20 protein-coding genes are annotated in these 20,854 nt (G+C 62.9%); 9 read left to right on the top strand and 11 right to left on the bottom strand.

The features are described from left to right. The first annotated feature begins 1 nt into the window (after window position 1). Genes AC1TQG_RS21450 through AC1TQG_RS21435 form a run of 4 tightly spaced genes read left to right on the top strand, consistent with a single transcriptional unit; the run spans window position 2 to window position 4,825 of the window. Window positions 2-1,084, top strand: coding sequence for an MCE family protein (locus AC1TQG_RS21450; protein WP_482140052.1), 1,083 nt, complete (start codon window positions 2-4; stop codon window positions 1,082-1,084). Continuing rightward, on the top strand, window positions 1,081-2,325 hold the full coding sequence (locus AC1TQG_RS21445) for an MCE family protein (RefSeq protein ID WP_482140050.1): 1,245 nt from the start codon (window positions 1,081-1,083) through the stop codon (window positions 2,323-2,325). The genes AC1TQG_RS21450 and AC1TQG_RS21445 overlap by 4 nt, the downstream gene beginning before the upstream one ends. Beyond that, window positions 2,322-3,443: an MCE family protein gene (locus AC1TQG_RS21440; RefSeq protein ID WP_482140048.1), complete on the top strand. Its 1,122-nt coding sequence runs from the start codon at window positions 2,322-2,324 to the stop codon at window positions 3,441-3,443. Before AC1TQG_RS21445 ends, AC1TQG_RS21440 begins: the two co-directional genes overlap by 4 nt. After that, window positions 3,443-4,825 (top strand): MCE family protein, encoded by a 1,383-nt coding sequence (locus AC1TQG_RS21435; RefSeq protein WP_482141397.1) that lies wholly within the window; start codon window positions 3,443-3,445, stop codon window positions 4,823-4,825. The genes AC1TQG_RS21440 and AC1TQG_RS21435 overlap by 1 nt, the downstream gene beginning before the upstream one ends. A gap of 24 nt (window positions 4,826-4,849) precedes the next feature. On the opposite strand, the gene AC1TQG_RS21430 is transcribed toward AC1TQG_RS21435, so the two are convergent. From AC1TQG_RS21430 to AC1TQG_RS21405, 6 genes are read right to left on the bottom strand one after another with little or no spacing between them, the layout of a single operon-like run. Next, window positions 4,850-5,467, bottom strand: a complete 618-nt coding sequence (locus tag AC1TQG_RS21430; RefSeq protein ID WP_482140047.1) for a twin-arginine translocation pathway signal — start codon at window positions 5,465-5,467, stop codon at window positions 4,850-4,852. After that, on the bottom strand, window positions 5,464-6,234 hold the full coding sequence (locus AC1TQG_RS21425; protein WP_482140045.1) for a hypothetical protein: 771 nt from the start codon (window positions 6,232-6,234) through the stop codon (window positions 5,464-5,466). The genes AC1TQG_RS21430 and AC1TQG_RS21425 overlap by 4 nt, the downstream gene beginning before the upstream one ends. A gap of 49 nt (window positions 6,235-6,283) precedes the next feature. Further along, window positions 6,284-6,763: a hypothetical protein gene (locus tag AC1TQG_RS21420; RefSeq protein WP_482140043.1), complete on the bottom strand. Its 480-nt coding sequence runs from the start codon at window positions 6,761-6,763 to the stop codon at window positions 6,284-6,286. Continuing rightward, entirely contained in the window at window positions 6,760-7,410 is a 651-nt protein-coding gene (locus tag AC1TQG_RS21415; RefSeq protein WP_482140042.1) for a TetR/AcrR family transcriptional regulator, read from the bottom strand. The genes AC1TQG_RS21420 and AC1TQG_RS21415 overlap by 4 nt, the downstream gene beginning before the upstream one ends. 45 nt (window positions 7,411-7,455) lie before the next feature. Then, window positions 7,456-7,686 (bottom strand): ferredoxin, encoded by a 231-nt coding sequence (locus AC1TQG_RS21410; RefSeq protein ID WP_482140040.1) that lies wholly within the window; start codon window positions 7,684-7,686, stop codon window positions 7,456-7,458. Next, window positions 7,683-8,990, bottom strand: coding sequence for an NADH-ubiquinone oxidoreductase-F iron-sulfur binding region domain-containing protein (locus AC1TQG_RS21405; RefSeq protein WP_482141395.1), 1,308 nt, complete (start codon window positions 8,988-8,990; stop codon window positions 7,683-7,685). Before AC1TQG_RS21405 ends, AC1TQG_RS21410 begins: the two co-directional genes overlap by 4 nt. A gap of 93 nt (window positions 8,991-9,083) precedes the next feature. Between AC1TQG_RS21405 and AC1TQG_RS21400 the strand changes: the two genes are divergently transcribed. Next, window positions 9,084-9,557 carry a hypothetical protein gene (locus AC1TQG_RS21400; protein ID WP_482140038.1) on the top strand — a complete coding sequence of 158 codons (474 nt, stop codon included), beginning with the start codon at window positions 9,084-9,086 and terminating at the stop codon, window positions 9,555-9,557. Window positions 9,558-9,574: 17 nt separating this feature from the next. Here the strand turns inward: AC1TQG_RS21400 and AC1TQG_RS21395 are convergent, their stop codons facing one another. From AC1TQG_RS21395 to AC1TQG_RS21375, 5 genes are read right to left on the bottom strand one after another with little or no spacing between them, the layout of a single operon-like run. Then, complete coding sequence (locus AC1TQG_RS21395; protein WP_482140036.1) at window positions 9,575-10,471, bottom strand: alpha/beta fold hydrolase; 897 nt, start codon at window positions 10,469-10,471, stop codon at window positions 9,575-9,577. Next, on the bottom strand, window positions 10,468-10,875 hold the full coding sequence (locus tag AC1TQG_RS21390) for a Rieske (2Fe-2S) protein (protein ID WP_482140034.1): 408 nt from the start codon (window positions 10,873-10,875) through the stop codon (window positions 10,468-10,470). Before AC1TQG_RS21390 ends, AC1TQG_RS21395 begins: the two co-directional genes overlap by 4 nt. A 1-nt stretch (window position 10,876) precedes the next feature. Then, complete coding sequence (locus AC1TQG_RS21385) at window positions 10,877-12,022, bottom strand: amidohydrolase family protein (protein WP_482140032.1); 1,146 nt, start codon at window positions 12,020-12,022, stop codon at window positions 10,877-10,879. A gap of 10 nt (window positions 12,023-12,032) precedes the next feature. Further along, window positions 12,033-13,133, bottom strand: a complete 1,101-nt coding sequence (locus tag AC1TQG_RS21380) for an amidohydrolase family protein (RefSeq protein WP_482140030.1) — start codon at window positions 13,131-13,133, stop codon at window positions 12,033-12,035. Then, on the bottom strand, window positions 13,130-14,500 hold the full coding sequence (locus AC1TQG_RS21375) for a cytochrome P450 (RefSeq protein ID WP_482140028.1): 1,371 nt from the start codon (window positions 14,498-14,500) through the stop codon (window positions 13,130-13,132). The genes AC1TQG_RS21380 and AC1TQG_RS21375 overlap by 4 nt, the downstream gene beginning before the upstream one ends. Window positions 14,501-14,938: 438 nt before the next feature. Here AC1TQG_RS21375 and AC1TQG_RS21370 point away from each other — a divergent pair, with 438 nt between their 5' ends. The 4 genes from AC1TQG_RS21370 to AC1TQG_RS21355 all read left to right on the top strand — a co-directional run bounded on the left by AC1TQG_RS21370 (window position 14,939) and on the right by AC1TQG_RS21355 (window position 20,852). Beyond that, window positions 14,939-16,486, top strand: coding sequence for an AMP-binding protein (locus tag AC1TQG_RS21370; RefSeq protein WP_482140027.1), 1,548 nt, complete (start codon window positions 14,939-14,941; stop codon window positions 16,484-16,486). 109 nt (window positions 16,487-16,595) lie between these two features. Continuing rightward, window positions 16,596-18,206 (top strand): FAD-dependent oxidoreductase, encoded by a 1,611-nt coding sequence (locus AC1TQG_RS21365; RefSeq protein WP_482141393.1) that lies wholly within the window; start codon window positions 16,596-16,598, stop codon window positions 18,204-18,206. A 150-nt stretch (window positions 18,207-18,356) separates the two neighbouring features. Then, window positions 18,357-19,346, top strand: a complete 990-nt coding sequence (locus AC1TQG_RS21360) for a LacI family DNA-binding transcriptional regulator (RefSeq protein ID WP_482140025.1) — start codon at window positions 18,357-18,359, stop codon at window positions 19,344-19,346. Window positions 19,347-19,649: 303 nt separating this feature from the next. Further along, entirely contained in the window at window positions 19,650-20,852 is a 1,203-nt protein-coding gene (locus AC1TQG_RS21355; RefSeq protein ID WP_482140023.1) for a cytochrome P450, read from the top strand. Window positions 20,853-20,854: the final 2 nt, after the last annotated feature.

The following is a 20,854-nucleotide window of genomic DNA, read 5'->3' as shown; positions in this document are numbered from 1 at the left end:
CATGCTGAAGTATCGCGGTGGTCGCCTTGCCAGACACGGTTTCATCGGCGTGGTCTTGATCTGTCTGTTTGTGGCCGTGGGCCTGCAGGGGCAGAAATACATCACCTGGTTCACGTCCTTGCCGTACCAGGCCATGTTCGAAGAGGCCGGTGGTCTCCGATCGGGGGCCGACGTGGTGCTCTCGGGCGTGAAAGTCGGAACGGTGTCCAAGGTCTCGCTGGACGAAGGGGATGTCCGGGTCGAGTTCTGGGTGGACGACGGTGTTCGCCTCGGGACCGAGAGCACCGCACAGATCAAGACCGGATCCTTGCTGGGGCGGCGCATGCTGACCCTGGACAGTGTTGGTGGTGGCGTCCTGCATCCCTCGGATGTCATTCCACGCTCACGGACATCGTCGCCGTATTCGCTCAACGATGCGCTGGGAGACCTGACCACCAATGTCACCTCGATCGACACCGATGCCCTGAACCAGTCCCTGGACACGTTGTCGTCGACCATCGATCAGGTTGCGCCGCAACTGGGCCCGACGTTCGACGGATTGAGCGAACTGTCGCGGTCGATCAACGGCCGTAACGAATCGCTGCGTGACCTGCTGAGCAGTACCAGTGAGGTCACCTCGATACTGGCCGAGCGCAGTGACGAACTGAATTCGCTGATCCTCAACGCCAATTCGCTGCTGGGTGTTCTGGTCGAGCGACGCCAGGAGATCGTGGATCTGCTGGCCAACACCTCCGCGGTGGCTGCGCAGCTGTCGGGCCTCGTGGCCGACAACGAGGCGGAGTTGGCGCCTACCCTGGACCGATTGAACTCTGTCGCAGCGTTGCTCGAGAAGAACCGGGACAACATCGGGCAGGCGCTGCCGGGACTCGCGAAGGTCTCGCTCACCCAGGGTGAGGCGGTTTCCAGCGGCCCCTTCTACAACGCCTTTGTTGCCAACCTCATCGACGGCCACATGATCCAGCCGTTCATCAACAAAGCGTTCGGAATCGAACCGGGAGTACCGTTCCCGATCCCAGGGGGACAGATCCCGGTCGGGGCCTCGGCTCAGACACCGGCTCAGACACCGACGGGGCCGGGCCGATGACACGCACCCGGATCATCCAGGCCGTGGCGACAGTGGTGCTGTTCTCGATGCTGCTCGCCGGCGCGGTGTTCGCCTACCAGAAGACGTTCGGGCCCAGATCTATCAGCGCGATCTTCACCACCGCAACCGGAATCTACAAAGGCGACGAGGTGCAGGTCGCGGGGGTGAAGGTCGGTTCTGTCGCCGGAATACACCCACAGGGGACTTCGGTCCGGCTTGAGATGAAGGTCGATCGTGGTGTGAAGATCCCGGCGGACGCCCAGGCGATCATCATCGCCCAGAATCTGGTCGCCGATCGGGTGGTCGCGCTCACCCCGGCGTATCGGACCGAGGGTCCGGTCATGGCGGACGATGGTGTCATCCCACTGGAACGGACCGGTGTGCCGATCGAGTGGGACGAGATCAAGACCCAATTGACCCGATTGGCAACAGATCTGGGTCCAAGTGGTGAACTCTCGGAGAGCTCGGTGGGCCGCTTCGTCGACAGCACGGCCGACGCGATGGACGGCAACGGCGACAAACTCAGGGAGACCGTGAACCAGTTGTCGGGGGTGGGACGAATCCTGGCCGATGGCAGCGGCGACATCGTCGACATCATCAGCAACCTGCAGACCTTTGCCACCACCCTGCGCAACAGCGACGAGCAGATCGTCCAATTCGAGAACCGCCTCGCGACGGTGTCGAGCGTGCTCGATGAGAGCCGGTCGGATCTCGACGCGGCGCTGACCAATCTCTCTGTCGCGGTGGTGGAGGTTCAGCGATTCGTGGCATCGAGCAGCAGCAAGGCAACCGAACAGGTACAGCGGTTGGTGAATGTGACGCAGAACCTGGTTGATCACCGGGCCGACATCGAGCAGTTGTTGCACGTGTTCCCGACGAGCATGGCCAACTTCTACAACATCTATAACCCCGACACCGGCACGGAAGCGGGGGTTTTCACGTTGAACAACTTCTCGAATCCCATCCAGTTCATCTGTTCCGGCGTTGCGGCGGTGGAGAACCTGACCTCAGAGGAGGGCGCCAAGAAGTGTCGCGAGTACCTCGGTCCGGTCCTACCGCTCCTGGCGTTCAATTACCTGCCGTTCCCGCTCAATCCGGTGCTCGGCCCAACAGCTGATCCGAACAACATCATCTACACCGAGCCGGACCTCGTGCCGGCAAAGACGACGCCCACAAAGCCGGCGGCAGCGACGAATCCACTCGATGCTCTGCTCTTGCCGATCGAAAGGCGCCCGTCATGACACCCAGACGCTGCGATCCACGCATGCTGTTCATCATCGTATGTGTGGTGTTGACTGTTGCCGGATGCAGCTGGCAGGGCGTCAACTCATTGCCGTTGCCCGGTACCGAAGGCCGTGGTTCTGATTCTCAGCTCTTTCATGTCCAGATGGCCGATGTCAGTACCCTCGTGTCGAATTCACCGGTGATGATCGATGACGTGGTGGTCGGCAGCATCGGGGACATGACCGTCGTCGGCTGGCACGCGAATGTCGAAGTGTGGGTGAAGAAGGGCGTGGTGGTTCCCGGGAACGCGCAGGCCCACATCGGTCAGACGAGCCTGCTCGGTTCCAACCATCTGGAACTGAATCCGCCGGTGGGTGTGCCACCGGCCGGGCAGTTGCCCGCGGGCGCCACGATTGCGATCGATCACACGGCCACCTACCCGACCACCGAGCAAACCCTCGCGTCGGTCTCCACGATCGTCAACGGAGGTGGTCTGGGGGAGATCGACAACATCATCTCCTCCCTCAACACGGCTTTGAGCGGCCGGGAGGATGCGGTTCGTGACCTGATCACGCGGCTCGACACGTTTGTCGGTGCGCTCGATCAACAGCGCGCGAACATAGTGGCCACCATCAACAACGCCAATCGGCTCGCCGAAACGTTTGCCACACAACGGGATATCCTGGCCGAGGCCTTGCAGACGATCCCGCCGGCCCTGGAGGTCCTGGTGTCGGAGCGTCCGCAGATCACCACCGCGCTCGACAAGCTCCGGGTGTTCAGCAACACCACCACCGGCGTCGTCACGGCGGTACAGGACGATCTGGTGACCGACCTGGAGAACCTGGCGCCCACTCTGCGATCTCTGGCTGATGTGGGCCCACAACTGGACAAGGCCATCGCCTACGCAACCGTCTATCCCTATGGTCAGAAGACAATCGATCGCGCTGTCCGCGGCGACTACATCAATCTCCATGCCACGGTCGACCTCACGGTCGAGCGGCTGCAACGTGAACTCCTGTTGGGAACTCCGCTGGGAGATCCGAACGCGGTTGTCCAGGCTGCGGTCGGCGACCCGGGCTATGGCCGTTACGTTCGGGATCCACTGCGCGCGCCGATCACCGGAGGTGAATCGTGATCCTCTCGGGTTTCGTCCGGTTCCAGCTGGTCGCCTTTGCGCTCATGTCCATAGTCGCAATGGTCGTGATGCTGTTCTCGTACATGCAGATTCAGACCCAACTCGGGATCGGCCGCATGGTGGTGACCCTGGATCTACCGGCGGCAGGCGGACTGTACCGGTTCGGAAATGTCACGTACCGGGGCGCCGAGGTCGGCAGGGTCGTGTCGGTGGACCTGACCGACAACGGTGTCCGGGCCTCGCTGTCGATCGACAGCGGCGCCCGGATCCCCGCGGATCTGCGGGCACAGGTGCGCAGCATGTCGGCCGTCGGTGAACAGTATGTGGATCTGCGCCCCAACACGGACTCGGGGCCGTATCTCCATGACGGATCGGTGATCACCTCAGACAAGTCCGAGGTCCCGCAGCCGGTCGGGCCGATGCTCGACGAACTCAGTGACCTTGTCGGAAGCATTCCGAAGGACAAACTGAACAGTCTCACCGAGGAGTTGTATCGGGGACTCGGTGGTCAGCGCTATGAGCTCCAATCGCTCATCGACACGTCCTCGCAGCTCGCCGGCGACTTCAGCGACCTGGGGGACACGACCAGGACCTTGATCGAGGATGCGGAGCCCCTGCTCTCCTCGCAGGTGCGGTCGGCAGATGCGATCGAGATCTGGAGTCGATCGCTGGCGGGTGTCACCGATCAACTGCGGATCAATGATCCGCAGATCCGCGCGATTCTTGCTTCCGGACCGGGCTTTTCGAACGAGGTGACCGGTCTACTCGAATCGGTCGAGTTCACTTTGCCGATTCTGCTGGCGAATCTGACCTCGGTGGGTCAGCTCGCGGTGACCTACAACGCGGCTCTGGAGCAGCTGCTGGTGCTCCTGCCGCCGTCCATCTCGATGATTCAGGCGGTCCAGCCCAAGAACAACGCGTCGGGGCTGGGCCTGGGTGACTTCCGGATCAGCGGTATCTCTGATCCGCCTGCCTGCACCGTCGGGTTCCTGCCGCCGGATCAGTGGCGTCCGCCGTCGGACACGACCACCATCGACACACCCGAAGGTCTGTACTGTAAGTTGCCGCAGGATTCCGACATCGCGGTACGGGGTGCGCGGAACATACCCTGCCTCGGCAATCCCGGTAAGCGCGCAGCAACAGCCGAACTGTGCAACAGCGATGAGGAATTCGTACCAGTATCTCCGACGCAACCCCTGCTCGGCGACTACCCGCCGGATCCGAATCTGCAGGCGCAGGGGATCACCCCCGCCGTGGCCGGTGCGCAGTACTCGCCGACCACCGGCACGTACGTCGGGCCTGATGGGGCGCTGTACCAACAGACCGATCTTGCGGGTTCACAACCACAGCCGACGTGGCAGGGCATGCTGCCGCAGGGATGACGCGGACGCGCCGGGAGAGGGATTTCAGACCGGATCGAAAGCCGAGATCTTCCAGTTGCCATCAACTTTGGTCAATGCGACCTGGACGCTACTGGCAGTCAGGGCCGGGTCGGGTTTGTCGGAGCTGGTGGTCGTCTGGTTGATGAACACCAGGACCGTTGCCGAGTTCTCGTCGATGTCCGACACCGCGGATCGGACGACTTCGGCCTGGGTATCCACTGAATTCTCTTGGGCGGCCGGTGCGACGACCTTTTCGGTGAATTCGGTGTAGTACGTCAGGAACTCGCCGGTGAGATGGGTTTTGGCGTCGGCCAGATCGTCGTTGAGTGTGCCCGGTGAATACGACAACAGTGCCACAGTGCCGGAATCCGCTGCCGCGATGGCTGATTCCTTTGCACCGGAATCGGATTGCTTGTCCTGGGCGTACAGGAAGAAGTAGGTGACGGCGGCGGTGACCAGAGATGCGGCCACCAGCAAGGCAAGTGCCACAGTACTGAATCTTGGCCTGGCCACGGTTCCCCGCCGAGGTCGAAGCCGTGACCGCGAGCGTCGCAGTGCCTTCTGATTGTCCGGCTCGTCGACATCGGATTCCGGGCCGTCGTGCTCTTTGCTGAGAGTCACCGCTTTGCTGGATTCACTCATGGCACGAACTCGACTTTCGACATCTTCAGTTCTCCATCAACTCTGGTCACGTTGACACTGAGCCGCCACGCCCGGGATTCTTCCTTGGCACCGGCGGCATTGGTGACCTCGGAGGTGGCCGCCACCAGCACAACAGCCGAATCGTCGGTCATCGACTCGACAGCGGAGGCGTTGACCTGCCCCTTGGTGGTGACCTGCGACTGCTGGACCACACTGGTGAAATCATCGGCCCGACTTTGGAATTCGGTGAAGAACGCGCCTGTCGAGTTGTCGAGTACCCGCTGGACATCGGCCTGTGCCTGATTGAAGTCCAGCGAGGTGAGCGTGACCACGCCTTGCCGCGCCGCCGCGTCGAACTCGGCTTCGAGTTCCTGCGTCGTGGCCACATCGCGGTGTTGCCAGGCCAGATACCCGCTCACCCCGAGCGCCGCGACGATCACCAGGCAGGCAACCAGTATCGCTGTCAACCGTTTGCCCGGCCGCCGGAGCCGGAGCCGTGATCGCAGTGAGTGGGATGGTTCCTGCACACCGTCGTCCTCGGCAGGCGCGGTGGAGTCTTCCGATTCGACAGCATCTGACTGAACGGCCTCCGGCTCAACGTCATCCACGTCAGGTGTGGTCTTGATGTCTGTGGGTTCCGCCTCGGATTGTCGTCGTAGTCGGGCAGCTCGGGCGCGAGCGCGGGCCGCGACCGCGCTGGCTTCGGCAGCTTCGGCGAGCGCTTCTGCTTCCAGCACAGCCAGATCGGTGGTGTCGGCTTTGGTCATCGCGCCTCGGCTTTTCGTTGGTGAACGGCTGGATCGGGTCGGCGGGTGGTCAGGCGGCCGATTGCCTGGCGTTGCTGTGGAACACCTCGGTGTAGTCGACCGTGTCGGCGGGAAGTGCAGCCGCAGTGAGTGCGTGAGATTTGAAAGCCTGCGCGGCGAAGCTCAGTTGGTGAACGACGGAGCCGGTGGCGGTGTCGGAATCGAGCGGCCAGGAATCACCCCAGAACGTGACCTCCACATTGCCGTCGGCGAGAGCCCTCACCACGCCCCCGTGAACTCGATCATCGCTTCGGAACAGATCGGCGGCAATGGCAAGGGCCTGTGGATGGCGGCCGAGTCCTTCGGTGGCAAGCGCTTTTTCGAGGTCGGCGACGTCTGCTCCGAGGATCTTCACCGGCCGGGTGTCGCAGCTGTCGGTGAGTATCACGGTGACGTCCCAGCCGGCCATCACCCGGTCGTACACGAGCCCTCCCGCGTGCTGCACCACGTCGGTGACGCTGCGGGCAACCACATTGAGTTGATATCTCATCGGACTGACTCCTGGTTGCCGGATCTGGTCTGCAGAATGGGTAGGACGGTGTCGACCGCTCGGGAAAGCTGTTCTCGGACATCTGAGTCCGGGGTGGCGGCCCAGTGTCTGAAGCCGCAGGTCAACGCGCCGATCAGTGCGGCAGCGCGAGTCTCCCACACGATCGGATCTGTGCTCTCGGCGCCGACGCCGGCCGCGGTACGCAGGATGTCGGCCAGGGGCGGCACCATCCGCTGGGTGGTCAGGTACAGAAAGCGCGACATCTCGCGTTCGGTGGTGGCCAGGTGCAGGAGCTCGCGATTCTCTTCGTCTGCATCGACTGTCGCCCCGCAGGCGGCGTCGAGGATCGCCTCACGCAATGGCATTCGTTCCAGATTGGCCACGAAGTACGTCACGAGGTCCTCTGAGCGCAGCGCGACGGTCTCGGCGAAGAGTTGGCCTTTGCTTCCGTAGTGCCGGTACAGGCTACGTGGCGATACACCGGCGAGGGCCGCGATCGCGCCCATGGTTGTTGCCTCATATCCGTGGATGCGGAATGCGTCCAGAGCCGCGTCGACGATTGCGCGCCGGGTCTTTTCGGCACGTTCCTCGGTGGTCCGGGGCTGGTATCTGGGCAGGTCCGCCCTGCCGTGTGTGGCGGAGGTCACATGGCATAGTGTGCCATTGGCAGACTGTGCCACACAAGGGGCAATTCACTTCCCGGGTCTCTCTGGCCCGACTGCGCTGGACTCTGACATCTCGATGATCGCGTGCGCGGGGCAGTCCAAGAGCGCCCGCATGACCTGATCACGGTCGGCGGGCGGGACCTCACCATTTCCGATGAGGGACGCGTAGCCCCAGTCGTCGAGCGAAAAGTATTCGGGCGCATGCCGTGCGCAGGTGCCGAACCCGTCGCACATCGTACGGTCGAGTCGTATCCTCACAGCCCGTCTCCGTTCTCCGCCGCAAACGGTCGCAGGGCGCGGTAGATCGAGGCATCGCAGGTGGCGCATCGCCGCGATCGGTGATCGGCCACCGCGTTCGGAAACAGTGCCAGCAACGTGCCTGCCACGTTGGTTGCCGCATCCAGCGTCGCGCAGGCCCCGCGTCCACGTAAGACCACCGACCACCGCTGCAGGCGTGCCACGTCGTCCTCGGTTGCGACACCGTCGCGGAGTGCGTCGAGTACAGCCGACATGGCCGCGGTGCCGTTGAAACACGACCCGCACTGGCCGGCGTTCTCACGATCGAAATAGCTCATCACAGACGCCGCAACAGCCACCGGACACTCGTCGGTGAGCAGTGAGATGGCGCCGCATCCGAGTCCGCCACCGAGCGTGCGGATGCTGTCGTGATCGAGGTGGCCGGCCAGGACGTCGCGATTGAGCAGGCCACCGAAGTAGCCGCCCATGAGCACGCCGCGGACCCGGCGAGGTGCCACGCCGTGCAGTGCCAGCAGATCGGTGACCGGCAGTCCGTGTGGAATCTCGTACAGGACAGCCGGTTTACCCGCACCGGTGACCGTTGCCAGAAATGTGCCGGGCGAGGTGGCGGTCCCGATGGTCCGGAACGCCGCACCGCCCCGGTGCGCGATGTACGGAACGTGCGCCAGCGTCTCGACGTTGCTGACCAGCGTCGGCATCTGGCCCACGCCCTGTTGGTAGGGCCGTGGCGGTTTGTCGCTCGGCTTGGCAGGACCACCGTTGATCGCGCGAATCGCAGCAGTCTCTTCGCCACTGACGTATCCGGGTTCGACCACGAGCACCGAGAGTTCGAGGTCGCCCAGTAGATCGACGGCGTCGGTCAGCGCCCGCTCCATGGTGCCGGCCGCATCTGTGTCGGAGACGTAGACGTGACCCCGGTGAGCCCCGACGACGGCGGCCGCCAGCCGGAGGCCGTCGAGGATCAGGTGGGGGCGATGCCGCATCAACCAGCGGTCCTTGACCGAAGCAGGTTCACCCTCTTCACCATTGGCGACGACGATGGCCGCGCCGGCCCGCAGACCGTGATCGCGGACCGACCGCAGTTTGGTGCCCATCGGGAATCCGGCGCCGCCGCGGCCGCGCAGCCCGGACTCTTCCACCTCGCGCAGGACGGTGTCCGGATTCTCGACCGGCCGGTATCCACCACCGCGGCGGTAGTCGGTCAGATCCTCGATCTCGCCTGCGCGACGATCGGCATGTAGGAGCCGCGGTGTGAGCCCTGGGGCAACCGCCACGTCGATGTGTGTCGGGCGTCCCGTCGGCATTCTCGTGGGGGTGGTACTCATGACCCTCGATTCTCCTGGCCGCGTTGGGGTATCGGTCGACCATCACAGCAGTGCACGGTTAGGCTCACCCCCATGAGAACGGCAGTGCTGCGGATCAACGTCGATCCGGACGGTGTACTCACCGCCAAGCAGTTGACAGCCGGCATTGCGCAGCTCCGTTCCGGCGCGGCGCAACTGGGCGCCGAGCTGATCGACATCGACCTCGTGTCGGCCGCGGCCAATCGGCGCGAGGTCGAACTTTTGATGTCCGGCGACAACCCTGATGTGCTGCATCGACAAGGGCTCGAGCTGTGTGAGCGGGTCTTTGAGGTGGTTCCGCGTGCCGGTGTGGTGACCTTCATCAGCCGGGGGACCGATGACGATGCCCGCGGCGTACTTGCCGGCTTCGGACTGACCGCCGACATCGAGAGAACACCTGGACCGGATGGCTGGGATGTGGTGGTCGTCCACATCCCGGAGACCGATCTCGACCGGATTCCCGAGAGCCGCATCCACACCGCACTCGAGGCCTCCCTCAACTGCGAGGTCCACATTCGTCCGGTGTGAGCGCACCGCACCGCGGCTCATGAGTCCGCCAGGAACTTCAGGATCGCGGGAGCGGCCTGTACCCAGGTATCGAACATGTTGAATCCCTTGGATCTACCGGACGCGCGGTCCTCCATCGCACGTTCCCAGGCATCCTCCGGCCACGGTGGATCGATCAGAGTGCTCCCTTTGATCAGGCAACTGACCTCCAATGATGTGCGCTTGGGATGATCGAGATCGTTCTCCCCACCGCGGATGATGAGGGTGGGAACCGTGATGCGATCGAACAATTCGTCTTCGACGCCGGGGATCGTCTGGCCCGGTTTCGGGACATAGCTACCGAGCCACCGCAGCGACAGTTTCACGAACTCGTCCGGGTCGAGGTCCAACAATCGCTGTTCGTTGGCCGGGTTCTCGTCGATCCGTTCACGCCATTCGCGGAGCCGTAGTAGTCCTTCCGCGCCGAGACCTCGGACGGCCTGCAGGCTCGGAAGTACATAGTGCGCACCCAGATTGAACGTTCCATAGATGCCGCCGACGATATTCCACAAGGCCAGTTTGCTCACGAGTTCCGGGTATCCGATGGTCAGCACCATCGAGTCCCGGGCGCCACCGGATCCGCCTGCGACGATGCACGGTCCGCGGTCGAGCCCTTTCAGAAGTTTTGCAAGTGTCTCGGCGCGCATGTGGGATTCGGACCGGCCGTAGAACTGGACGTCGGAGGCCCCGCAGTTGGGGCGATCCCACAGCAGGACCGAGTAGCCACCGTCGACGAGGGCCTGCGCGAGCGGACGGAGGCCCGGGATGTCTTTGCCGAATCTGCCGCCAGGGGTCAGAACGATGAGTTCGTCTGAGGTGCCGAGGATTTCATAGACGACGTTGCCGCCGTTGATCTCCATGATGCATGGACTGGACAACGCTTCTCCTGTGCTCATGCGGTGACGAGCACGTCGTCGCCGACAACCCGCACCGGGTAGGTGCGGATGCTCCACTCCGGCTTCACGGCCGTTGTCCCGGTGGACAATTCAAAGCCCCACTGATGCCAGGGGCAGTAGATGAACTCCATATCTCGAACCATCACCGCATCGCCGGGCACACTGTCGTCGACGATGGTGCGGCCGCGGGCCCGCCCGGAACACAGCGGCCCACCTTCGTGGGGACAGTAGTTGGCGATGGCATAGAAGGTGCCGCGGACGTTGTAGACACCGACACCGTGGCGTCCGATCGGGACAATCTTCGACGAGCCCGGCGGGATCTCGGCCACTGTGGCGACCACATGTTCGCGTCCCTGCGCGAGCCGAGGCGGTGTGGCGTCAGCCGGTGTTGTCTCGTCTGTCATCTCAGAACACCCGGACCTGATCTTTGAGGGCCGGAACGTATTCGGGCAGGTGATAGGTCTCGATACCGTTGCGGAACATGACCGCGTCACGGGCATGCCGGGGGAGATGCTTGACCAGCCAGCGGGGGTCGTCGAACGTCCAATGCGGATAGTCCGAGGAGAACAGCAGAATCTTGTCGGCCTCCATCCACTCGAAGGCCCGGGTCAGTTCGGTTTTGTCCTCCGGGTAGTCCAGCGGCTGGGTGGTGAACTTGATGTGTTCCTTCACGTACTCCGATGGCTTGCGGGTGATCGACATTAACGACTTGCGGGCCTCGTAGATGGCGTCCATCCGCCACATCAGCGGCAAGATCCACGTGAAGGCGTGCTCGACGAACACCACCCGCAGCGCCGGGAAACGGTCGAAGACCCCGTCGAAGATCAGGCTCATGATCTGGTTCGCAGCCAGGAGCGAGTAGGTGACCATGAAGTCGTGGTTGTAGCTCGGGAACCCCACCGGCGGCATCGGCATCGTCTCGAATGCCCCGCGGCCCAGATGGCAGCTGACCGGGAGGTCGTGTTTGACCGCGGTCGCCCACACCGGGTCGTTGGCGGGATTGCCCCAGGCCGGACGCGGTTCGGCCTTGATGAGGATCTGGGACATGTACTCGTGTCCGGCCCACTTCTCGATTTCGCGGACGGCGGCCGCGGGATCGTCGATGCCGGCGCAGATCGACCCGCGCCAGCGCTGATGCCAGTTGTTGTGGGGGTCGAGCCAGTGGGCGGCCAACCAGCTGTTGACCCCGGTGGCGAGCGCCGCAGTTGTTTCGGGGAGCCGCGTCGCCTTGACGCTCGGTTCCAGGATCGCAATGTCCGAACCGGCGTCGATGATCAGCTGACGAAAAGCCAGTTCCGGGTCGCTGCCGGGGAACTCGCCGTCCGCCGGAAACGAGTCGACCCGCATCGCGTAGGAGTGCGCATAGTCGGGTGCGTCGTAGATGATCGTTTCCCCGACCTTGTGGCTGAGGAAGTACTCGCTGCGATACGGCTCCGGGATGTGGTCGACCAGCTCGCCGCGTCGCGGTACGGGGTGGACATCGGAGTCGACAACCCGGACCGGAATCATCTCGGTGTCGGGTGTGTGATCCTGAATCTCTGTGGTGGTCATGGCTTCTCCTTCACGCCGGCTCTGGTGCGGCCAGTGCGGCCGAGACATCGATGCCGTAGATCGAGGCGGCATTTTTCCAACAGAGCTTCTCTCGTTGTCCGGTGCTCAACGAGTCGGGCAATGTATCCAATGAGTTGCAGTGCCAATGGGGATAACTCGAGCCGAACATCACCATGTCGTCTTTTCCGGTGAAGCCGAACCACTCTCCGGCGAAGTCGGTGTCACCGGGACCGTCGATGCTGCTCTGCACGAAGTAGACGTGGTCGGGCAGATAATGACTGGGCATGCGCGGTGCCCACGGTGTCTGCTCGAGATGTGGGCGACCGAACGTGTCCATCCGCCAGATGAACGGCGTGAGAAGGTCGGCGCCGCCATCGGCCCACACGAATCTCAGCCGAGGGATCCGCTCGAAGACACCCTCGGCGATCATGTTCATCAGGTGATAGATGTAGTTCAGATCCATGAAACCCAGGTATTGCTCGTATGTCCGGGCATGACCTGACGGGGTCGGGGGGAAAGCGATGCTCTCCCCGGTCTCGATGTGAACTGCCACCGGGAGATTCGCGTCCGCTGCGGCCTCCCAGATCGGCCAGAACTGGGGTTTGCCATACAGCTCGCGCGACTGGAGTGGGATACCGAGTTGGACCACGCGTGGATGATCTTTCCAGCGGTCGATTTCACGCAGGGCCCCGGTGACATCCTCGGGATTGATCCGGATGGTTCCCCGGAAGCGTTCACCGAATTCGGCCGATTCCAGCCAGCGCGACACCATCATCTGGTTGTGGGCGGCCAGCACCGCGCTGGTCAGATGACGGTCGGGGAGGATGCCGCGGGTCATCGGGTGCAGGATGGCCACGTCGACGCCGCGGTCGTCAAACAGATGCTGCGCGACGAGTTCCGGATCCGAGCCTGGATAGCCGCGGCCCGGGCCACGGGTGCCGGGCGCATACTCGCCACCCGGTGCGCCGTACCAATCCATCTCGGCGTCGGGGATGCCGCGGCTCTTGAATGGTTCTCGCAGGAAGCTGCGCATGTCTTTGTTCGACGTGAAGAAGATGTGCACGCTGGTGTCTATGACGGGTGTGGTGATGCCGTCGGGGTGTGTCCTCATCGGCTGCCCTCCTTGCGTCGGACAGTGATCGGTGCGGCGAGTTCCTGTTCGGCGCAGAGCTTTTGAAGTTTTCTGAGAGTCTCGTCGAGACCCGGACCCAGCTTGGGGCCTGGCGTGAACGTGGCGGGTAGGTGGCGCATGCCCTGGATGACGCCGATGGTGTCGTAGTGCACGGCTGCGTCGGGGTCGCACTTGTAGTCGGGCATGCGGTCGAGTACCGCAAGGAGCATGGATTTGAACACCGTCCGTGCAACGTTTGATCCGATGCAGCGATGGATTCCGAGACCGAAGCTGTAGTGCCGGTTGGCGCCGCGGTCGAGCTGGATGGAGTTGGGTTCTGGGAAGAGGTCCGGGTCGCGGTTTGCCATTGCCCACGAAAGCCACAGCCGCTCACCCTCTTTGAGGTCGGCTCCGGCGACGGTGCAGTCACTCGAGATGGTCCGGCCATCGCCGGGGGCAGGGGTGAAGTAGCGCAGGAACTCCTCGGTGGCCGGATTCAAGAGATCGTCGCGGTCGTCGCTGAGGCGGGTCCGCTCGTCGGGATTCTCCGAGAGCCATTCGAGGGCATGTGCGGTGAGCGCCGTGGTGGTGTCGAAGCCGCCGCCGATGATGAGACCGAGCATGCCGAGCACTTCGAGGTCCGGTGCCGGCTGCCCGTCGATCCGCATGTCGACCAGTGCCTGGATCAAGCCGGGCCGTGGGTTCTCACGGATCTCGGCCACATTGGACATCAGGTCCAGGCCCATCTCCTGATACAGCTCGTAGACTCGGACCGCTTCGGGCGAATTGACCGGCGTGTACACGGAGGCATGCACGGGCTCGCAATAAATGGACCACTTGTCCAGCGGGACACCGAGCATCGCCAGCGTGAGCACCGCAGGCACTACATTGGCCAGATCATCAACGAAATCGATTGTCCCGCTTTCGATTTTCTCATCGATACTGGCGTCGACCACTTCTTTGATGAAGGGTTCCCACCGTTTCACCGCAGCGGGTGACAGGTATGGGTTGAGGACCTGGCGGTAGTGATGGTGCTCGGGTTCGTCCATTTCGAGCATGCCACCCCGCGTGATCAGCCCGTGCTCGGGTGGGGGAATGCTGATTCCCCTGTAGCCCTTGCGAATTCCGTTGATGTCGTTGTCATTCGATACGAAAGTGGAGCGCGCGAGCTCGAAGACCTCACTGTTGCCTGCCGCCACCCAATGGCCGTTGTAGGTCTCGGTCCAGGCAAGTGGGCACTTTTGATGCATCTCGGAGGTGATCGACTCGAACTGGAGTCGGTACTGGGGCGTATGGCGATCGAAGTGCAGACCGTTCCGTGTTGTCGGGTCTCCGGTGTATTGGTCAGGCGATTGTTCGGTGCTCAAGTGAGATGTCCTTCCTTTACGTCACAGTGTCGAAAGCGATCGGGTGCGCCGTGAGTTGGCGTGGCACTCGAGGAAATCCGCCGCGGTCGAGGTGTCCCATGAAACCCGTCCCCTTCGCCTATTTGATCTATTCATAAAACACCGGTCGGTTCGTCTCGGTAACCTTTATCGACGGGCCTGCGGCCGAAGCCATCCCGGTATTAGGAATGTTATTTCATTCCCGAAGAACGATCTTGTGGTTTGCGAGAATGCTACTCTACGAGCGATTCTGCAACAAGGTTTCTGGTCATCCGCGACCGGCGGGCAGGGGTGATCGAATCCGCCGTAAACCGTTGATTCTCGACCGATATTGGCACATCCGTACTGAATTCTCATCAACTCGTGGGTGGTCGGTTTTCGCCACGCGATAGGTCTCGAAACAGGGAGTGAGCGTCGACGATGCGGGAGATCCCAGGTGATGTGCGCGCTCGCTATGTTGCGGAAGGTTGGTGGAGCGGGGAGTCCATCGGACAGATGCTGGACTACGGCCTGGCCGGAACCCGGGACCTTTCGTTCACCGTGCATTCCGAGTCGAGGCCGTGGTCGGGGACCTTCGCCGACGTCGAACTGATCGCCCGCCGGCTCGCTACCGGGCTTCGCTCGCGCGGCGTCAAGCCGGGTGACGTGGTGGCGTTTCAACTGCCGAACTGGATGGAGGCTGCCGCCACCTTCTGGGCATCGAGCCTGCTCGGTGCGGTCGTCGTGCCGATCGTCCACATCTATGGACGACACGAGGTCGACTACATCTTGGCGGTCGCCCGGCCTGCGGTCTTCATCACCGCAGAGCGATTCGGCCGGTTGGTCTATGAGCCGGACGTCGCGGCCGACGTGCCCATCGTCGGTGTGGTCGGCCGCGACTTCGACGATCTCCTGGGCGCCGAGCCGATGATCGGCGCGGTTCCGGTTGATCCCGATGGCCCCGCGCTCATCGCGTTCACCTCTGGAACGACCAGCGCGCCCAAAGGGGTGGTTCACACTCATCAGACCCTTGGCTGTGAGACGCGGCAACTGGTGGCACAGAACGCCCAGGACACCGGCACCGCGTTGACGGCGACGCCGGTAGGCCACTTCATCGGCATGGTCGGTGCGCTTCTCATCCCCGTGCTCAATCGCAAGCCAGTGACCCTCATCGACGTCTGGGATCCGGGGCGGGCTCTGGCCTTGATGCAGAGCAATGGCCTGTCTGTGGGTGGTGGGCCGCCGTACTTCGTGACCAGCCTGCTCGATCATCCCGACTTCACCGCCGAACATCTCGCACACGTTCGGTTTGTGGGCCTCGGTGGTGCCCCGGTATCCCCGGCGCTCACGCGAAGGCTCACTGACCTGGGAATAGTGGCATTTCGTGCGTACGGGAGCACTGAACATCCGTCGATCACGGGCTCACCGTTCGACGCTCCGCAGCGATTCCGACTACTGACAGACGGACGTCCCATGCCAGGTGTCGAGGTCCGGTTGGACGACGATGGCGAGATCCTCAGCCGAGGTCCGGACCTGTTCATGGGGTACACCGACGAGGCGTTGACCGCAGCGGCTTTCGACAGTGAGGGGTGGTACCGGACGGGGGATGTCGGCGTGATCGACGCTGACGGGTGTCTGACCATCACGGACCGAAAAGCCGACATCATCATTCGGGGTGGTGAGAACATCAGTGCCCTCGAGCTCGAAGAAGTGCTCCTGCGGATGCCTGCGGTGGCTGAGGTTGCAGTGGTCGCCGTTCCTGATCCGCGGGTCGGTGAGCACGCCGCCGCAGTGGTTCGGGTTCGCGAAGGATATGAACTCCCGGCCTTGGATAATGTGCGCTCGCATTTCGAAAGATGTGGGGTTGTCAGGCATAAATGGCCTGAACAAATCGCCGAATTGGCTGACTTTCCGCGAACCCCGAGTGGAAAAGTGCAAAAGCATTTGATCCGTCGCCAGAATCTATTTGAATCGCAGCAAACGCGCTGATTCTGGCGACGATATTGGCGCGATTGTCGCCAACAATATGAAAGGACATCTCGTGTCAGACATCTACGATCGTCATCCTGTCGGCGAGCGCACCGCAGGCGCGGAGGCTGTGTCATACGACCGCGAGGTTGACGTACTCGTGCTGGGTACCGGTGCCGCCGGGATGACGGCGGCGTTGTCTGCCGCGCATGCCGGCGCCTCCGTGGCAATCTACGACAAGGCGGCGACCGTGGGTGGCACGAGTGCGGTCTCGGGTGGGATCGCCTGGATCCCCGCGCATCACCGCAGTCCCGACGGTGAGCTGACCATCGACGACGCCCTGAGTTACCTGCGGGCGCAATCGCTGGACTCGATGGACGACGACCTCGTCGAGGACTTCGTCCGAACCGGTGAGGCGACGGTCGACTTCGTCGAGGCGCACAGCGCACTACGGTTCGAGATCGCGGACGGGTTTCCGGACTACAAGCCGGAGTTACCCGGCGGCAGGCCTTCGGGCGGGCGATCGCTGAGTCCGATCCCCTTTGATCTCAATCGCCTGGGGGAGTGGAAGAATCGGCTCACCACCTTTCCCGCCGATTGGAGCAACGTCGGCTTTGACGCCGAGACGAGAGCAAGACTCAATGCAGCGGTGGATGTTTCGGATTCATCGAGTATCTGTGTGGCCGGTGCCGCGCTGATCGGGGGCTTGCTCCGGGGATTGCTCGACGTGGGTGTCGTCCCCGCGACCGGTACCCGAGCGCATCGTCTCATCACTGAATCCGGTCGCGTGGTCGGAGCGCAGATGATCCAGGGGGACAGTGAGTTTGCGGTCAAGGCGCGACGTGGAGTCGTCCTGGCGACCGGCGGTTTCGAGTGGGATCCGACGCTGGTGAAGTCCTATCTGCGCGGGCCGATGCACGGTCCGGTGTCGCCGCCGAACGGGACCGGTGACGGGCTCCGGATGGCGATGGCACTCGGTGCCGACCTCGGGAACATGAGTGAGGCGTGGTGGGTGCCGATCGTGCGGATCCCCGGAGATCTGATCGAGGGCAGACCGCGCAGCCGAAGCGTTCGGCTGGAACGGACTCGTCCGCGCAGCATCATGGTCAACCGCGCCGGTAAGCGTTTTGTCAACGAGGCATCAGAATACAATTCGATGGCCGGAGCGTTCCATTATTTGGACCCCAAAGGCGGCTACGTCAACGATCCCGGTTGGATCGTGTTCGACGCTCTGCATTTCAAGCGATTCGGTTTTCTGGGAGTGGATCCGAAAGATGAGGTTCCAGAATGGTTTTCGGAATCTCAAGATTTACGTGAACTCGCAACGAAGGTGGGAATCGATTCCGACGGCCTGTCAAGAACGGTGACGGAGTGGAATCGGAATGTCGCGGCCGAGATGGATCCGGAGTTCGGCCGTGGCGCGAGTGCCTATGACGGATGGTGGGGTGACGAGAATGCGCCGACCGTCGCAGGCCGCACCCTCGGACCCCTGGACACCGGCCCCTTCTACGCCGTGCCGGTGACGGTGGGCGCCATGGGAACCAAGGGTGGCCCGCGGACCGACCGTGATGCGCGGGTCCTGCATGTCGATGGCGGGGTGATCGACGGACTCTTTGCTGTCGGCAACGCCATGGCGGGGGTGACCGGACGCGCGTACGGCGGCGCCGGTGGCACGATCGGTCCCGGCATGGTCTGGGGGCTTCGTGCAGGTCACCGGGCTGCAACCGGCGCGTCGTTGTAGGTGGGCGCTGCCGGATTTGCCGGGTTCTGATCGAGTCGTACGCGGCGCGGTCGCCGGTGTATTGATAATCTCGCACCGAGGCACCCCCCGCCGGCGCACACGCGCTCTGTGGGCCACGGTGGCGAACAGACTGTGAGGCCGGAGGTGGCAGTGGGCGTCAAGGGGCCCTCGAGGCCGACCAAAGCCGATGTCGCCCGCCTGGCCAAGGTCTCTCCGGCGACCGTCAGCTACGTCCTGAACAACGTCGCCGGTCAGAAGATCTCCGCCCAAACCCAGGCCGTGGTGCGCAGCGCCGCCGAGACGCTCGGCTACCGGCCCAATCTGGCCGCCCGCAACCTCGCCGTGGGCGGCAGCGGTGTGGTGCTGTACGTGCTGCCACGCATGGCGCTCAGTGAGCTGCCGATCGAAGTCGGCAGTCGCCTGACAACCGCGCTCGCCAAACACGGCGTGGTCGTTTCGTTGCAGTTCGAGACCAAGGATCCGGCGAGCATGAGTGGCGCGATCGCAAATCTGAACCCGATTGCGGTGACCAGCATCTTTCCGCTGTCCGGTGAACCGCTTGCGGTAGTCGAGGCTGCCGGTATCCGGCATATCGACGTGGTCAGTACCCACCTGGAGGGGTTCGATTCGCTGAACCTATCCGTGGGTGAACTGGTCGTCGATCACCTGATCTCCAGAGGGCACAGCAATCTGGCATTTGCCGGCGTCGACGTGCCCAAGCAACTGGCACTGAACGGCTTTCGTCGTGACGGCGTTCGTGCGGCCGCCCGGCAGCGCGGGCTCCCCGAAGTCACAGTCGGGTCATTCGAGCCCAGTGGGTCCAATGCGGCGGCCATCGTCACCGAGTGGGCGGACAGCGGTGTGACCGCCATTTACGGCGCGAGCGACGAGGCCGCGTTTGTGGTGCTCCACGGGCTACGTGAGGCGGGCTTGCGATGCCCGCAGGACATCGCCGTCATCGGCGGTGAGGCCAGCACGCTCGGGCCGGTGAGCAATCCGCCGCTGACCTCCGTGAAAATCCACGCCGGTGCGATCGTCGACGCCGCCGTGGCAGCGATGATGCGTGAGCTCGGGTATCTCCCCGATGAGGATCCCAGTAGCGCGAACGTCTTCGAACTGATCCAGCGCCAGTCGACCTGATCTCGCCTGGTCAGAACACATCTGAAATTGTCCGGAGAACTACTTCCGCGAACTTGGTGACGCGAGTCACTTACGCGTGTAAGCTCCCTTTCAGTTCAAAGTACACAGTCAGTTCAAAGCTCGAATCAGTTCAAAACCAATCCTTGCAACAAGTTGAAGTGTTCCGGCGCATGTAGGGCCCGCAATTCGGGTGGCTGCCCCCGGGATGGACCGTGCGAAGAACATCAGCCACTTTCGGATCTGAAGAGTGGTCTGCGAAGCGTGCCGAGCATGCGTGTGCGGCACAGAGGGAGGGGCAATCCGGTGACGGTGAGTGCTGGTAGTGATGTGCATTTCGACCCATACGACGTGGAATTGAACGCTGATCCGTATCCGATGTTTCGTCGGCTCCGGGAAGAGGTGCCGCTCTACTACAACAGCGAACACGACTTCTACCTGCTCAGTCGCTACGCCGATGTCCACGGCGCGCTGACAGACCCCACGACGTTCAGTTCTGCGCGTGGTGCGATTCTCGAGCTGATCAGGGCGAACATCGACATCCCGCCCGGTGTGCTGATCTTCGAGGATCCGCCGGTTCACACCGTTCACCGAAAGCTCTTGGCTCGAATGTTCACGCCCCGCAAGGTGTTTGAGCTGGAGCCGAAGATTCGCGAGTTCTGCGCTCGCAGTCTTGATCCATTGATCGGTGCCGGAGAGTTCGACTTCGTCGCCGATCTCGGCGCGCAGATGCCGATGCGGGTGATCGGGATGCTGATCGGAATCCCGGAGGCAGATCAGGTGGCCATCCGGGAACATGCCAATGCCCAGATGCGTACCGAGGCGGGCAAACCGATGAAGGCCGCCGAGGAAGGGATCGACACCGGTGAGATATTCGCCGACTACATCGACTGGCGCGCCAAACATCCTTCCGATGACATCGTGACCGAATTGCTCAACGTCGAGTTCGAAGATGAGACCGGGACGACCCGCAAACTCACCCGCGCAGAGTTGCTCACCTATGTCAATGTGGTTGCCGGAGCGGGCAACGAGACGACCACCCGGCTGATCGGATGGGCCGGCAAGGTTCTTGCCGAGCATCCGGATCAGCGGCGCCAGCTCGTCGAGGACAATTCCTTGATACCCAAGGCGATTGAAGAGCTGCTGCGGTTCGAGCCGCCAGGGCCGCATGCGTCGAGGTATGTGACCCGCGACGTCGAATACTACGGCCAGACCGTACCGGCGGGCAGCGTGATGATGTTGCTGCTGGCCTCCGCATGCCGCGACGATCGCCAGTTCCCGCCGAACGGTGATGTTTTCGACATCAATCGCGAAGTCCACCCGCACCTTGCCTTCGGTATCGGCACACATTTCTGCCTCGGTTCGTCGTTGGCCCGTCTGGAAGGACGGATTGCGCTGGAAGAGATTCTGAAGCGATTCCCGGAATGGGACGTGGACCTCACCCGCGCGACCTTGTCCCCGACCTCGACGGTCCGGGGTTGGGACGCGATGCCCGCCATCATCCGCTGATC

The sequence above is a fragment of the Williamsia sp. Y844 genome, assembly GCF_056786475.1.
This window is presented reverse-complemented; position numbering and strand designations above follow the sequence as displayed.

Coding starts and splice junctions, on each gene's coding strand:
- AC1TQG_RS21425 (WP_482140045.1), bottom strand. CDS start 6,234: ATGACCAAAGCCGACACCACCGATCTGGCTGTGCTGGAAGCAGAAGCG.
- AC1TQG_RS21390 (WP_482140034.1), bottom strand. CDS start 10,875: ATGACAGACGAGACAACACCGGCTGACGCCACACCGCCTCGGCTCGCG.
- AC1TQG_RS21385 (WP_482140032.1), bottom strand. CDS start 12,022: ATGACCACCACAGAGATTCAGGATCACACACCCGACACCGAGATGATT.
- AC1TQG_RS21440 (WP_482140048.1), top strand. CDS start 2,322: ATGACACCCAGACGCTGCGATCCACGCATGCTGTTCATCATCGTATGT.
- AC1TQG_RS21430 (WP_482140047.1), bottom strand. CDS start 5,467: ATGAGTGAATCCAGCAAAGCGGTGACTCTCAGCAAAGAGCACGACGGC.
- AC1TQG_RS21420 (WP_482140043.1), bottom strand. CDS start 6,763: ATGAGATATCAACTCAATGTGGTTGCCCGCAGCGTCACCGACGTGGTG.
- AC1TQG_RS21395 (WP_482140036.1), bottom strand. CDS start 10,471: ATGAGCACAGGAGAAGCGTTGTCCAGTCCATGCATCATGGAGATCAAC.
- AC1TQG_RS21400 (WP_482140038.1), top strand. CDS start 9,084: ATGAGAACGGCAGTGCTGCGGATCAACGTCGATCCGGACGGTGTACTC.
- AC1TQG_RS21450 (WP_482140052.1), top strand. CDS start 2: ATGCTGAAGTATCGCGGTGGTCGCCTTGCCAGACACGGTTTCATCGGC.
- AC1TQG_RS21445 (WP_482140050.1), top strand. CDS start 1,081: ATGACACGCACCCGGATCATCCAGGCCGTGGCGACAGTGGTGCTGTTC.
- AC1TQG_RS21370 (WP_482140027.1), top strand. CDS start 14,939: ATGCGGGAGATCCCAGGTGATGTGCGCGCTCGCTATGTTGCGGAAGGT.
- AC1TQG_RS21405 (WP_482141395.1), bottom strand. CDS start 8,990: ATGCCGACGGGACGCCCGACACACATCGACGTGGCGGTTGCCCCAGGG.
- AC1TQG_RS21380 (WP_482140030.1), bottom strand. CDS start 13,133: ATGAGGACACACCCCGACGGCATCACCACACCCGTCATAGACACCAGC.